This window comes from Actinomyces stomatis (genome assembly GCF_031292835.1).
Taxonomy (GTDB): Bacteria; Actinomycetota; Actinomycetes; order Actinomycetales; family Actinomycetaceae; genus Actinomyces; species Actinomyces stomatis.
Genome location: NZ_JASPEP010000018.1, coordinates 26,173 through 39,040, shown reverse-complemented (window position 1 = coordinate 39,040; position 12,868 = coordinate 26,173). Strand labels below are relative to the sequence as shown.

Sequence of the window (12,868 nt, the reverse complement as noted above, 5' to 3'; positions counted from 1 at the left end):
GGTTTTCAGGGTATCGCGCCGCTGCCGTTAGTCTGTGCACCGTGAGCCTGTTCAAGAAGCGCAGCCAGCCCCCTGAGCCGGAGCCCGTGGCCGAGCCCTCCCCGAAGCCCGTCGGTAAGGGGCGCCCCACGCCCCGGCGCAAGGACCAGCAGGCCAAGAACCTGCACCCTGTGGTCCCCAAGGACCGTCAGGCCGCCAAGCGAGAGGCACGAGCGGCCCGCGATGCCGCCTGGAAGCGCCAGAACGAAGCCATGGTCACCGGAGACGAGAAGTACCTTCCGTCCCGGGAGAAGGGGCCGGTCAAGCGCTACATCCGTGACTACGTCGACGCGCGCTTCAGCCTGGGCGAGTTCTTCATGCCCCTCATCTTCGTGCTACTCATCGTCTCCTTCGGGTTCAGCCGGATCCTGCCCCACTACCCGCTTGTCAGCTTCTACACGGTGCTGGCGATGAACGGCTACCTGCTGCTGGCGATCGCCGACGCCGTCTGGTGCTGGGCGCGCCTGCGCCGCCGCCTCACTGAGAAGTTCGGCCAGGAGCGGGTCAAGGACGAGGGGACGATCTTCTTCTACGTCATGTCGCGCTGCTTCATGCTGCGGCGCTGGCGCCGTCCCGCCACCCTGGTCAAGCGGGGCCAGTACCCCTCCTGATCCTTTCCAGCCCGCTACGGCGCGGCCCCTGTCGCTTTGGGGGTCAGCCAGTCACGCGCGCAGCGGCTCCAGTGGCCAGGGCCCGGTTGATCCGACCCGGCCAGGCGGGACCGTTGTAGATGAAGGCCGTGTAGGCCTGAAGCAGGTCCGCTCCCGCGTCGAGCATGAGTTCGGCGTCCATGATGGAGGAGATCCCGCCAACACCGATGATCGTGGGCTCCTGCCCCAGCCCGCGGCGCAGGCGGCGCACAACCTCCAGGGAGCGGGGCAGAAGAGGCGCACCGGACAGACCGCCCTCCCCCAGGTCGTGATCGATGGTCGTGTTGGTGGCCACCACCCCGTCGAGCTCCATGTCCAGGACCATCTGCGCAACGGCGTCGATGTCCTCGTCAGCCAGGTCCGGAGCGATCTTGACCAGGAGCGGGACGTGCCGCCTCGCGGCGTGGTCGGCGGCCTCGCGCACCGCCTCGAGGATCGGGCGCAACGTCTCAACGCTCTGCAGGCTGCGCAGCCCGGGGGTGTTGGGGCTGGAGACATTGACAACGAGGTAGTCGACCCAGCGGGCCACTGCCGCGGCCGAGTAGCGATAGTCCTCCACCGCCTCGTCAAGCGGGGTCACCTTGGTCTTGCCGATATTCGCGCCGACGACGATGGAGCGGCCTCGCGGGGTACGGCGCAGGGCCCGTAGGCGCTTGGCGGCCTCATCCGCCCCGGAGTTGTTGAAGCCCATGCGGTTGCGGACCGCGCGCATCTGCGGGTAGCGCCACATGCGGGGCTTGTCGTTGCCGTCCTGGGGGTGTGCGGTGAACGTGCCGACCTCGATGAAACCGAAACCGAGCATGTCCAGGCCCTCAACGGCCTGCCCCTCCTTGTCCATCCCGGCGGCGAGTCCCAGGATGCCGGGCACGGGCCGGGCGAAGGGGCCGCCCTGGTTGGCCGAGGGCACGGGGAAGGCCGGTCTGCGCCCCCACATCTGGCGCACCACGTCTCTCACGAGGGGAACCTTGCCGGTGACCTCGATCGCGTCCAGGCACACGTCGTGAATCAGCTCGGGGTCGATACGGGTCAGGACGGTCTTGTACAGCAGGTCGTAGAGCACGGCCTCAGGCTACCCCGACCTGGTCTTACAGGGACCGCGCAGGATCCCACCTTTATTCTCCTCGGTGTTCCCACTTCGCGCCTGTGGCGGTGTCACGGTAGCGTGGGCTTCGTCCGAGCCTCATCGCAGGCGTGTTCTCAGAGGTGGCCAGTGTCCTTCAACCGCGATATCCAGCTCGACCCCAACCGGGTCCAGACCCGTTCCGGCGGAGGCCGGGGCGCCATGATCGGTGGCGGCTCGATCCTGACCGTCATCGCCGTCGTCCTCCTCTCCCAGCTCACAGGGGTGGACCTGACCTCCATGCTGGGCGCGCAGCAGCAGACCGGGACGACGACGTCGACAGCCTCATCGATCGACACCTCCGTGTGCACCAGCGGGGACAGCGCCAACAAGTACACCCAGTGCCGCATGGTGGCCACCGCCGAGTCCCTCGACGCGGTGTGGACCGAGCAACTGCCCTCCCAGGCGGGGCTCAAGTACGCCAAGCCCGAGTTCGTCCTGTGGGACGGCACCCAGATCTCCTCGGCCTGCGGTAACGCCTCCTCGGCGGTGGGGCCCTTCTACTGCTCAGGGGACCAGACGGTCTATCTGGACATGAGCTTCTTCTCCGAGATGGAGAAGTCCCTGGGGGCCACTGACACGCCCCTGGCGGAGGAGTACATCGTGGCTCATGAGTTCGGCCACCACATCCAGCACCTGACCGGGCAGATGGCCAAGGCCGACCGCTCGGGCAGCGGCGCGACCTCCGACTCGGTGCGACTGGAGCTCCAGGCCGACTGCTACGCGGGGATCTGGGTCAACCATGCCTCCTCCACCCCCGACCCGGACACCGGCAAGCCCTTCCTCAACCGCCCCAGCAGTGAGGAGATCAAAGGCGCGCTGGGTGCGGCCGAGGCCGTGGGCGACGACCACATCCAGGAGCGGGCCAAGGGGCACGTCGACTCCGACACGTGGACCCACGGTTCCTCCGAGCAGCGCGTGCGCTGGTTCACCACCGGGATGAACTCCGGCTCGGTACAGGCCTGCAACACCTTCGCCGTCGACGCCTCCCAGCTCTGAGACGAACGCGGCGACGTCATTCGTCGCCCTGACTCATCTCCCCCACCCCACCGATCTCCTCGGTCTGACGGGGTCCGCCGCTTTCTGAGCGACGGACCCCGTTTGCGTGCGACGTGGCGTCACACCCGACAGTGGGTTCATGACACCCGTATCACCAACAACATCTCCGGTACCGGCCTTCAGGAGGACACCATGACCAGGGCATTCATCGTTGTTGAGTCCTACTTCGGCAATACCCATGCCATCGCCGAAGCCGTCTCCACCGGGCTGATCGAGGGCGGCGTCGACGCTCAGGTCATCGACGTCTCCCAGGCTCCGAGTGCCCTGCCCGCAGACCTGGATCTGCTCGTGCTGGGAGCCCCCACCCACAACCGGGGGCTGCCGACTGCGACCTCACGGGCCAAGGCCTGTGCGCAGGCGGGATCAGGCAAGGCGTCCCACGGGATCGGTGGGTGGCTGGAGACCACGGTGATCCCGGCATCCACCAGCGCTGCCGCCTTCGACACGGTCATCTCCAAGGGCTGGCTCAGCGGTTCAGCGGCCAAGGCGATCGCCAAGGCTCTGCAGCGTCATCAGGGCAGGAGGACGGCCTCGGTCAGGAGCTTCGTGGTCACGGCGAACAAGGGTCCGCTGGCTGACGGAGAGAAGACCGACGCCCACAGCTGGGGACGCGAGCTCGCGGCTTCGGCGAACACCAGATAACGACAAGACGTCTTGGCGACAACTGCGCATCTCATCATCGGAAGGAAAACAACAACATGACAGCAACGAACCATGACAAGTCGTCCCGGCCGCAGCTGAGCGGACGAAACATCGCCGGAGCATGCCTGGCCGTCTGCGGTCTCCTCATCATCATCTGGGGAGGGACGCTCGAGTCGGTCAGCGTCACTGACCCCGGCTTCATGAGCTTCGCCGTCAGCGGCCTGGTGATCGTCGCAGCAGGGGCATGCCTGGCGACAGCCCTTCCTCGCGCTGCTCGTGTCGCACTCATCTGGCTGGCTACGCTGACATCGATGCTCTATCTGCTCATCCTCGGCATGGCGGTCATCGTGTCCCTGATGAGCTGTGTGGTGATCGCAGGGGTTGCGGCCTGGCTGACCATCAGAATCCTGAGAGGAGGTAAGGCGGCCGACTCGGTGCGGTAAGAGCGCAGCGGCGAAGTCGCCTCCGGAGTTCTTCAGACCGAGCCGATTTCGCCGCCTCTCCCTGAGCGGTTCAGTAGTAGCGCCACTGCCGCATGTCTCGGTTGTAGACCTCGACGATCCGCGGATGCAGGAGGGTGGAGGGCTCCATGGTCTCGGTACGGGCCGGTTTGGTTCGCATGATGAACTCCAGGGTCTCCCGGTCCTGGTAGATCAGTCCCTCGGGAAGTGACTGGCTGATGAGGTTCTGCGGCGTCCTGGTGGACAACACGAAGCCCCATTCCCCGAAGGAGGGGACATTGGTCGAGAAGGGCAGAATCTTCCGATCCGGTTGGGCGGCGGCAACGGTGCTGGCCACTGTGGAGAAGGCATGGGGCGAGAAGAACGTGGAGGTGGCCTGGGTGACCATGACACCCTCGGGTGCCAGCCGCGCTTCGACGTTCCGATAGAACTCGGTGGAGTAGAGCTTGGCGAGCTTCTCGTTGGAGGGGTCGACCAAGTCGACGAGAACGACGTCGTAGGTCGCCTTGGAGTCTCGGACGTAGGTGAAGGCGTCGTCGTTGACGACCTTCACTCTGGGGTCGGACAGGGATGCCTTGTTGAGGTCCTTGAGTAGGCGGTTGCTTCGCGCCAGCTCGGTGACGTCGGGGTCGATATCCACGATGGTGACATCCTTGACGCTGGGGTAGCGCAGGATCTCCCGGGCCAGCAGACCGTCACCCCCACCGAGCACGAGGATGTGAGCGGGGTCCTTCACCGAGGTCATGGCACTGGCGGACAGGGTCTCGTGGTACCTGGCCTCGTCCAGGCTGGAGAACTGGAGCTGGCCGTTGAGGTACATGCGCAGGTCGTCCTGGTACTCGGTGAGGACGACCTTCTGGTAGGCGGTCTGCTGGTAGTAGACGACCGGATCGTTGTAGGTCAGTGCCTCCACACTGCGCTCAATGCGGTTGGCGGCCATGAACATGCCGACCAGCGCCACGACGGCGGCGGTGGCCGCCCACAGGATCTTGCGAGGTGTGCGCACCTGGAGCAGGACGAGCACCGCGACCAGAACGTTGAGCGCCCCGACCAGGTAGGCCCCACGCATAAGGCCGAGCTGTGGGAGGAGTACCAGGGGGAAGACCAGGGAGGCCACCAGTGAGCCGAAGTAGTCGATGGCCATGACCTTGCCGAGCAGCTCACTGGTCGAGCGACGCCCGAAGGCGGCGAAGGTCCGCACCAGTAGCGGAATCTCCAGGCCGATGAGGACGCCGATGGTCAGACTGATGCCGCCGAAGACGACCCAGTGCAGGCGGGTGCGTCCGAAGGCCAGGTACAGCAGGAGGACGGAGTTTCCGCCGATGAGCCCCAGGAGCACCTCGCTGACACCGAAGACGACTGCCGGTGCGGCGCGGAAGCGGTTGACCAGCAGCGAGCCGATTCCCATGCCGAACAGGGTGATGCCGGTGGCGAGACTGAAGCTGAGGACGGAGTCGCCCAGGAGGTAGGAGGCGGCCGTGCCCAGGATGAGCTCGTAGATGAGGCCGCCGATCGCGGCGAGTAGGGCCGCGGTGAACAGGGCGACGTTCTCGCGTCGCCCGATTCGGCCGTGGGTCATGGCTCGCCGCTCAGCTCAGGATGGTAGCCGCGATGATGATGGCGATGGCCACCGCCGTACCGGCGAAGGCGAGCCCCAGGCCGATGTTCTGGTCCTCGATGAGCTCGCGCCTGAGGTCGAGGCGGAAGATGCGGTTGACCAGCAGCGCGAACACCATGAGCAGGACGACTCCGAGCACCGCGTAGACGACGGTGCTGAGCAGTGACTGCCAGTTGAGGTCGACCGATGAGTGGTGAGCGATGGTCATGAGCGACATGTCTTCTCCTTCATGTGTGACCGTCGACAGGGTTGAGTGATTGAGCTCCACGCTATTTTCCGACGCCGCCTCCCCCACCGCCGTAGACCGAGCGGTTGCGGAAGACGGAGCCGTATTCCGCAGGATTTAAATCGTCATCATCAGCCCCCGCAAGGATCGCCATCAGAATGAGAAACGGAATGATCCAGAATAGAGGTGATTTCCAACCACCCCGAAGTCCAGAGCCTACCGAGGACATCCACCGGCCGAGCCTTCGTGCGACGCCTGGAGCCCACCACGGTCGACTCATGTGCCGACCGAAGATCTTGGACTGTTGCTCAGGCGCGAGGGTCGTGATGCGATAAGCCTCGTGCTCCCGACGGCGATGCTCATCGATCACGATGCTGGAGAGAGGCTTCCTCGCCCCTTTGACCCGGAGTTCAACGCATGTCGTTGCTATCACTGGCCCTGCCAGATGTGGGATGGCTCCTGTCTCATGGTCAATATTGGCTCGGTATACGTCCTCGACCTCAACGGAATACGGTCGCCCGTTGACCTTCAGCTGTAGGGTCTGCCCCACCTCGAGCGCGAGCGGATCGATCATCGGCTGAATAGGAACCGGCTCGTGAAGAACAACCATACTGGTGTCTCGATTGATCTCGAGCCAGAGCTCTTCGCTGTTGTCGTCGACCAGGAGCCACTGCTCCCACCGAGTGAGGCGCCGGCTTCGCTGATCCCGCCGTTTCAGGACAACTCGCCCCATGACGGTGTAGGAATGACTCTTCTTCCTCAAGGACCCCCGAAGCGTCTCGCCGACTCTCAGATCACCTCTGATGCTCACAGTGTGATCCCCGAGCTGACCACCTGCTGGGCCTGAAGCCGCTGACGCACTGTCTCCCCCACGGCCTCGATCTGCGCAGGGGTCAGTGTGCGGCAGCTGGTGAGCGTCACGTAGCCGTCGCCGGACTCAGGCCAGGTGTGGGCGGCGATATGCGACTCGGACAGAATGATGACGGCGCTCAGGCCCTGAGGCTCAAACCGGTGGTGAGCGCTGGAGACAGCTGTCAGTCCCGCTGTCTGGGCGGCGGTCAGGAGAATCGACTCCATGGTAGACAGATCGTTGAGCGCGTTCGGCTCAGCCCCACTGATCTTATAGCTGACAGAACACAGGCTCACCGCACTCACGCGAGCACGGTAGCAACCTGGCAGATGCCCGACAAACGGGGCGAGATCCCCATCCTCACTCCCCTTCCGTCGAAAGCACATGGCGGGCACGCGGTCGTCGATGGGGGGGGCGGGATTACTTGCCGACTCCACCTCCGCCGCCCCCGTAGACCGGGCGGTGACGATAGCTCTGTGAAGAGCCCGAGTGCGAGGTGCTGGTGGGATCCGCATCACCACTGGAGCGACTGGGGTTGGAGCACGCGGAGAACAGTCCTCCGACGAGCACGACGCTGATGAAGGCGGCGACGATGACGCATCCGATGTTCCGGCCCGCCTTGCGGGCGACGGGTCTACTGTTGCAGAGGACGCGCCCGAAGAGCTGCTTCTGCTGAGCAGTGGACAAGGTGGTCTTGCGGTAGGCCAGGAGGTCACGGAAACGGTGACTGTCGATGGTCAGCCTGCTGGTCACACCGGCCGGGTCCGTCAACCGCACCTCGACGTAGGTCATGGTCTCACCGATGTTCAACGGGCACACCGGGGAGCCGATGACGTTCTCAAGCGTGCCGGTGGTCACCTCCTCAACGAGGCCCCAGTGCGGAGCACCGTTGATCGTCAGTTGCACCTTCTGGCCGACGGTCAGGGCCCACGGCTCGATCGTCTCCTCGAGACGGACGGGTTCGTAGAAGAGGACCTCGCCGGGATCGTGGTCGAGCTCGACCCAGGTGTCAGCGTTGCTGGCCCCGATGAGCTGCCACTCCTCCCAGTAGTAGAAGCATTGGTCCTGGGAGTCCCACTCCTTGAAGAGCAGGCAGCCTCTGACCGACAGGGCGCCCGCACTTCCCTGGAGCAGGTCGCCGACCTGCAGGTTGGCTCGCGTGCCGTTCACCAGGATCCTCCCGTCTGCGGAGGAGCCGACGGGGCGACACTGCCGCCGTCGATACCTGATCCGCCTGTCATCACGCGGGCACAGTAGCAACGCGGGTATGCCCCGGCAAACGGTTCGCACTCCCCATGGCCCGCACCCACCAAGCGGATGCGAGTGGTCCTGAATCCGGCCTGCCTCATGGGCACCGGTGGAAGAACTCAGGGGCCAGGTGCCGTGTGAGACTATCCCTATGCGCGTTGCAGAGATCGCCGAGCTGACCGGGACAACCGTGCGCACGGTGCGCTACTACCACTCGCTGGGACTGCTTCCGATTCCCGGTGAGCGTGGCGGCTGGCGCGACTACGACCTGAGCCACGTGGCCCGACTCTCTCGGATCCGTTGGCTGGTGCAGGCCGGCGTGTCCCTGGAGACCATCACACGCGTCCTCGACGAGCCTGAGGCGACCGGTGTCGAGCGGATCGACGATGCACCCGCGGCTGAAGCGCACTCGGCGGACGGGAGCGTTGTCGAGGACCTGGCCGGGGCCCTGGCCGCCGTGGAGGATCACCTGGCCGAGGTGACCAGACAGAGAGACATGCTTGCCGGCCTGCTGGAGCGGGCCAGAACCGGTTCAACTGTCTCACCGATGTCCCCGCGCATGGCGGCCTTCTTCGACCGGCTGGAGCAGGCCGCACCCGATGAGGCCACGCGCTGCGCCGTGCGCAAGGAGCGGGACCTGACCGACCTGGCCTGCTACCGCGGTCAGATGCCGCCGGAGGCGGAGTTCCTGTTCGTCGACCCGGATCCTCACTACGACGCCGAGTCACTGGCTCTCTATTCCCAGGATCCGGCCGAGCTGTCAGACACGCAGATCGAGCGGCGTGCCCAGCTCATCATCTCCCGGATGGAGGCCCGGCTGCCGCCTGAGCGCCTTGCGGCCCTGGCCGGCAGCGTCGACACCGAGTCGGTGCGGGGGCTCTTCGACCTCATCGCCGCAACCGGTTACCCCGATGCACGACACACCCAGGCCTTGGAACGGGAGTTCCTCACCGCGATCGCCCGATGGCACTCGAGCGAGTAAGCGACACTCAAACTTGCCCGGTTGACGCACCACCGACATCGATCTCTGATGCCCTCTTCGCTCACTGCATGTACCGATCCCAGTAGCCGGCCTCCGATTCAATCTGCTCGACGACATCGATCCACAGGCCACTGGGGTCGGCGAACCCGAACCGGCGCTGGCCGAAGGGCTCGTCGGTGAGTGGGTACGTCACCGCGAGTCCTCTGCCCGTCAGCTCGGCATGAGCCGCTGCTGCGTCGTCGACCTCCAGCTCGAAGCAGGCGCCGGTTCCGGCGAAGGCATCGGGCCCTGGAGGAGCAGAGGGGTGGTCCGGCGTCATGAAGGCGATCGATGATCCGCTGCCCTCATCCGTCATCAAGGTGAACCAGGAACTGTCGAAAACAGGACGGAAGCCGAGGAATCGCTGCCAGAAGTCTCGCGCCTCGCCCTTCCGGTCAGTGACGATGATCGGGTAGTTGTCTCGGATCCGCATAGTCGCCTCCCAGGTGCCATCGAAGGATTCGCATACCATTGGTATGCGAAACTAGTTCACATACTTTCGGTATGTCAATTGTCGAGGTGCTTCATGGCAGGAACGAGAACAGCCCAGCGCAGGGCGACGCAGGCGGCACTCATCACCGTGGCTCGGCAGCGCTTCGCCTCCGAGGGTTACAGCGCGGTGAGGCTAAGCGACGTCGTCGATGCGCTCGGAATGACCAAGGGAGCGCTCTACCATCAGTTCGCCGGCAAGAAGGATCTCTTCCTCGCAGTCCTTCGGCAGGTGCAGCAGGAGGTCGCTGACCGGGTTCAGGACGCCGCTCGGCCATGCGCGGATCCCTGGAAGGAACTCGTCGCGGGATGCGAGGCGTTTCTTGCCTCCTACAGTGACCCCGAGATCCGGCAGATCATGCTCATTGACGCGCCGACGGTGCTGGGTTGGCGCGAGTGGAAGGAGATGGATGAAGCATGCTCCGAAAGGCTCCTCACGGAGGCTCTGGTCGGTCTCATGAAGGACGGCACCCTCGTCTCCCAGCCGGTGGAGCCCGTGGTTCGTTTGCTGTCCGGAGCGATGAACGAGGCCGCGTTATGGCTTGCTGAGACCGACTCGCCAACGGCGCTGAAAGACACCATGGATGCATTGCAGTGCATGCTCGGTTCACTGCGAGCCGATGGGGTCACACCGGAAGCAGAGACGAGTAGCGTCGAAGGCATGATCCAGCATCTTCCCTCTTCAGACAGCGTGGTCCTCAAAGGCATCCGCGAGGAGCCCAGTACCGATGACGGAACACGGGTCCTGGTGGACCGTCTCTGGCCCCGCGGCATTTCCAAGGAGCGCGCGGCACTGGACGAGTGGGCCAAGGACGCCACCCCCACCACCGAGCTGCGGCGGGCCTTCCACAGCGGGGACCTGCCCTGGCCCCAGTTCGTCGAGGCCTACCGGGCCGAGCTCACCGACAGGCCCGAGGCGGTTGCCGCCGTCGAGCACCTGCGCGATGAGGCCCTCGCGGGACGCGTCACGCTCCTGTTCGCCGGCCACGACCATCTCCACTGCCACGCGCGCGTCCTGCGCGAGGCGATTCTCGGTGTCGAGGAGGACCTGACCTGACGGCGGCCTCGACGGAGACTCAGACGTTGAAGCCCAGGGCTCGCAGCTGCTCGCGGCCCTCAGGGGTGATCTTGTCCGGTCCCCACGGCGGCAGCCACACCCATTGGATGCGGACCTTGTCGGCGATGAGGGACAGGGCCTGCTGGGCCTGCTCCTCGATGACGTCGGTGAGCGGGCATGCGGCGGTGGTCAGGGTCATGTCGAGCACGACGGTTCCGTCGGGCTCGATCGACACCCCGTAGAGCAGCCCGAGGTCGACGACGTTGATACCGAGCTCAGGGTCGATGACGTCGCGCAGGGCCTCCTCAACGGCGGCGACGTCGACGCCCTCGGTGCTGGCGACCGGGGCCGGCGGCTGCTGGGCGGCCATGGGGTTGTCGGCGGCTGCCGGCATCCCGCTGGGGTTCTCGCTCATGGCTTCTTCCTTCTTCCTCGCAGGTCGGACGGTGGTGATGAGGACGGTCGGGCTACTCGGGGTCGTTCGGCTCAACGTCGGGCAGGGCGACGCCGGACTTGGCCAGGGCGTCCTTGAGGGCCATCCACCCCAGCAGGGCGCACTTGACGCGGTTGGGGTACTTCGAGACGCCCTCAAAGGCGGCCCCGTCCTCCAGGTCATCCAGGACGGCGTCGTCGACGCCCTTGCCGCGCGAGTGCATGAGAGCATCGAAGTCCGCCTCGAGGCGGGCCACGGTGGCCAGGTCGGCGCCGTTGACGAGGTCGTGCATGACGGAGATAGATGCCTGGGAGATGGAGCACCCGTCCCCCTCCCAGCCGATGGCCTCGATCTTTCCGTCTTTGATACGCACGCCCAGGGTCACGTCGTCACCGCAGGTGGGGTTCACCTGGTGGCTGGTGGCGTCCGGGGCGTCGAGGGCGCCGGAGCCGTGGCGCTCACGGGAGTGGTCGAGGATGACTTGCTGGTAGAGCTGGTCAAGTTCGTTCATGCTCACCTCTGGAAGTAGCGCCGGACGTCGGCGATGGCGGACAGGAAGCGGTCCACCTCCTCGGGCGTGGAGCAGGCCCCGAAGGACAGGCGCGAGGAGGCGTGGATGCCGAAGTGCTGGTGGATCGGCTGGGCGCAGTGATGGCCGGTGCGCACGGCGACGCCGGCGGCGTCAAGGACCTGGCCGACGTCGTGAGGGTGGACTCCCTCGATGGAGAAGGCGACCACACCCAGACGGTCGGTGGTGTCGGTCGGGCCGACCAGGCGCAGCCCGGGGACCTGGGTGAGGCCCTCAAGCACCTGCCGGGTGAGGACCTGCTCGGTGGCGTGGAGCCGGTCCAGGCCGATCCCTGCCAGGTACTCCACGGCGGTACGCCATCCCGCGGCCTGCGCCAGCGGCTGGCTGCCGGCCTCGAAACGGGGCGGGCCGCTCATGAAGGTCGACGACTCCATGGTGACGACCTCGATCATGGAGCCACCGGTGAGCACCGGCGGCATCGCCTCCAGGAGCTCCTCGGTGGCCACGAGCGCGCCGATGCCGGTGGGGCCGAGCATCTTGTGGCTGGAGAGCACCATGGCGTCCACACCGGCGGTCTTCAGTGCGCCGAAGTCCAGCGGGAGGTGGGCGGCGGACTGGCAGGTGTCCAGAATGACGAGCGCGCCGACCTGCTGGGCGCGGGGCACGATGAGGTTGAGGGGACTGATCGCACCGGTGACGTTGGAGGCGTGGGTCAGGGCCAGGACGCGGGTGCGCTCGGTGATGACATCCAGTGTGGCGGCATCGATGCGCCCGTCCTCAGTCAGGTCCAGCCAGCGCAGGGTGGCGCCGGTGCGGGCGCACAGCTCCTGCCAGGGCACGAGGTTGGCGTGGTGCTCAGCCCGGGTAACGACGATCTCGTCACCTTCCCCGATGATGAGCCGCCGAGCCGGGTCATCGTCCGCAGCGGATCCGCCACCACGGGCGGCCGACCGCCCCAGGCTGGCGTGCCCGATGGCCAGGGCCACGAGGTTGATGGCCTCGGTGGCGTTCTTGGTGAAGACGAGCTCACTGCCACGCGCACCGACGAAGGCCGCGACGGCGTCGCGGGCGTCCTCGAAGGTGGCGGTGGCCTCGTCGGCGAGCTGGTAGGTCGAGCGCCCCGCCGCACCGTTGGACATGCGGTAGAAGTCGGCCTCGGTGGTGATGACGCCGGCGGGCTTCTGGCTCGTGGCCGCCCAGTCCAGGTAGGCAAGCACCTCACCGTTGCGGGCGGACCGCTCCAGGTAGGGGAAGTCGGCGCGGATCGCGGCAACCTCCTCCGCGTTGAGCGCGCCGGCCGAAGACGCCCCGGTGAACGGGGCCGTGGACTGGGTCATGACGTACCTTTCCGATTCGGTGCGAGCTGTACCGGGCGTGGTCGCCTCCGGCGGGGTGCTGAGGTCACGAGGAACCTTAGTCCCACTTC

16 protein-coding genes and 1 pseudogene are annotated in these 12,868 nt (G+C 66.0%); 7 read left to right on the top strand and 10 right to left on the bottom strand.

Annotation, left to right across the window (positions count from 1 at the left end; translation table 11 throughout):
• The first annotated feature begins 41 nt into the window (after positions 1-41).
• Complete coding sequence (locus RIV12_RS09705) at positions 42-650, top strand: DUF3043 domain-containing protein (RefSeq protein ID WP_309323473.1); 609 nt, start codon at positions 42-44, stop codon at positions 648-650.
• Between the two features lie 43 nt (positions 651-693).
• Here RIV12_RS09705 and RIV12_RS09700 read toward each other — a convergent pair whose 3' ends face one another.
• Positions 694-1,749, bottom strand: a complete 1,056-nt coding sequence (locus tag RIV12_RS09700; RefSeq protein WP_309323471.1) for a quinone-dependent dihydroorotate dehydrogenase — start codon at positions 1,747-1,749, stop codon at positions 694-696.
• A 150-nt stretch (positions 1,750-1,899) separates the two neighbouring features.
• Between RIV12_RS09700 and ypfJ the strand changes: the two genes are divergently transcribed.
• The 3 genes from ypfJ to RIV12_RS09685 all read left to right on the top strand — a co-directional run bounded on the left by ypfJ (position 1,900) and on the right by RIV12_RS09685 (position 3,953).
• A complete protein-coding gene (gene ypfJ / locus RIV12_RS09695) occupies positions 1,900-2,808 on the top strand; it encodes a KPN_02809 family neutral zinc metallopeptidase (RefSeq protein ID WP_309323469.1) in 909 nt (302 codons plus the stop codon).
• A gap of 192 nt (positions 2,809-3,000) precedes the next feature.
• Complete coding sequence (locus RIV12_RS09690; RefSeq protein ID WP_075418790.1) at positions 3,001-3,510, top strand: flavodoxin family protein; 510 nt, start codon at positions 3,001-3,003, stop codon at positions 3,508-3,510.
• A 56-nt stretch (positions 3,511-3,566) separates the two neighbouring features.
• Positions 3,567-3,953 carry a hypothetical protein gene (locus RIV12_RS09685; RefSeq protein ID WP_309323466.1) on the top strand — a complete coding sequence of 129 codons (387 nt, stop codon included), beginning with the start codon at positions 3,567-3,569 and terminating at the stop codon, positions 3,951-3,953.
• A 70-nt stretch (positions 3,954-4,023) separates the two neighbouring features.
• On the opposite strand, the gene RIV12_RS09680 is transcribed toward RIV12_RS09685, so the two are convergent.
• The 5 genes from RIV12_RS09680 to RIV12_RS09660 all read right to left on the bottom strand — a co-directional run bounded on the left by RIV12_RS09680 (position 4,024) and on the right by RIV12_RS09660 (position 7,835).
• A complete protein-coding gene (locus tag RIV12_RS09680) occupies positions 4,024-5,550 on the bottom strand; it encodes a polyamine aminopropyltransferase (protein ID WP_309323464.1) in 1,527 nt (508 codons plus the stop codon).
• 10 nt (positions 5,551-5,560) lie between these two features.
• Positions 5,561-5,806 (bottom strand): DUF350 domain-containing protein, encoded by a 246-nt coding sequence (locus RIV12_RS09675; RefSeq protein ID WP_075418767.1) that lies wholly within the window; start codon positions 5,804-5,806, stop codon positions 5,561-5,563.
• A gap of 52 nt (positions 5,807-5,858) precedes the next feature.
• Positions 5,859-6,626, bottom strand: a complete 768-nt coding sequence (locus RIV12_RS09670; protein WP_309323462.1) for a hypothetical protein — start codon at positions 6,624-6,626, stop codon at positions 5,859-5,861.
• A complete protein-coding gene (locus RIV12_RS09665; protein WP_309323500.1) occupies positions 6,623-6,961 on the bottom strand; it encodes an S-adenosylmethionine decarboxylase family protein in 339 nt (112 codons plus the stop codon). The genes RIV12_RS09670 and RIV12_RS09665 overlap by 4 nt, the downstream gene beginning before the upstream one ends.
• Before the next feature lie 124 nt (positions 6,962-7,085).
• The gene (locus tag RIV12_RS09660; protein WP_309323460.1) at positions 7,086-7,835 is read right to left on the bottom strand and encodes a hypothetical protein; all 750 of its coding nucleotides are present in this window, start codon (positions 7,833-7,835) and stop codon (positions 7,086-7,088) included.
• A 229-nt stretch (positions 7,836-8,064) separates the two neighbouring features.
• Here RIV12_RS09660 and RIV12_RS09655 point away from each other — a divergent pair, with 229 nt between their 5' ends.
• Entirely contained in the window at positions 8,065-8,895 is an 831-nt protein-coding gene (locus tag RIV12_RS09655; protein ID WP_309323458.1) for a MerR family transcriptional regulator, read from the top strand.
• A gap of 61 nt (positions 8,896-8,956) precedes the next feature.
• Here the strand turns inward: RIV12_RS09655 and RIV12_RS09650 are convergent, their stop codons facing one another.
• The gene (locus RIV12_RS09650) at positions 8,957-9,367 is read right to left on the bottom strand and encodes a VOC family protein (protein WP_309323456.1); all 411 of its coding nucleotides are present in this window, start codon (positions 9,365-9,367) and stop codon (positions 8,957-8,959) included.
• Positions 9,368-9,460: 93 nt separating this feature from the next.
• Between RIV12_RS09650 and RIV12_RS13125 the strand changes: the two are divergent.
• Both RIV12_RS13125 and RIV12_RS09640 read left to right on the top strand, forming a co-directional pair.
• Positions 9,461-10,024 (top strand): annotated as a pseudogene (locus RIV12_RS13125) (TetR/AcrR family transcriptional regulator); the annotation flags it as partial.
• Between the two features lie 60 nt (positions 10,025-10,084).
• On the top strand, positions 10,085-10,480 hold the full coding sequence (locus RIV12_RS09640) for a DUF488 domain-containing protein (RefSeq protein WP_309323498.1): 396 nt from the start codon (positions 10,085-10,087) through the stop codon (positions 10,478-10,480).
• 19 nt (positions 10,481-10,499) lie between these two features.
• Here the strand turns inward: RIV12_RS09640 and RIV12_RS09635 are convergent, their stop codons facing one another.
• From RIV12_RS09635 to RIV12_RS09625, 3 genes are read right to left on the bottom strand one after another with little or no spacing between them, the layout of a single operon-like run.
• Positions 10,500-10,895: a metal-sulfur cluster assembly factor gene (locus RIV12_RS09635; protein WP_009397410.1), complete on the bottom strand. Its 396-nt coding sequence runs from the start codon at positions 10,893-10,895 to the stop codon at positions 10,500-10,502.
• A 52-nt stretch (positions 10,896-10,947) separates the two neighbouring features.
• A complete protein-coding gene (sufU, locus tag RIV12_RS09630; RefSeq protein ID WP_075418761.1) occupies positions 10,948-11,424 on the bottom strand; it encodes a Fe-S cluster assembly sulfur transfer protein SufU in 477 nt (158 codons plus the stop codon).
• Positions 11,425-11,426: 2 nt separating this feature from the next.
• The gene (locus RIV12_RS09625) at positions 11,427-12,779 is read right to left on the bottom strand and encodes a SufS family cysteine desulfurase (protein WP_309323454.1); all 1,353 of its coding nucleotides are present in this window, start codon (positions 12,777-12,779) and stop codon (positions 11,427-11,429) included.
• Positions 12,780-12,868: the final 89 nt, after the last annotated feature.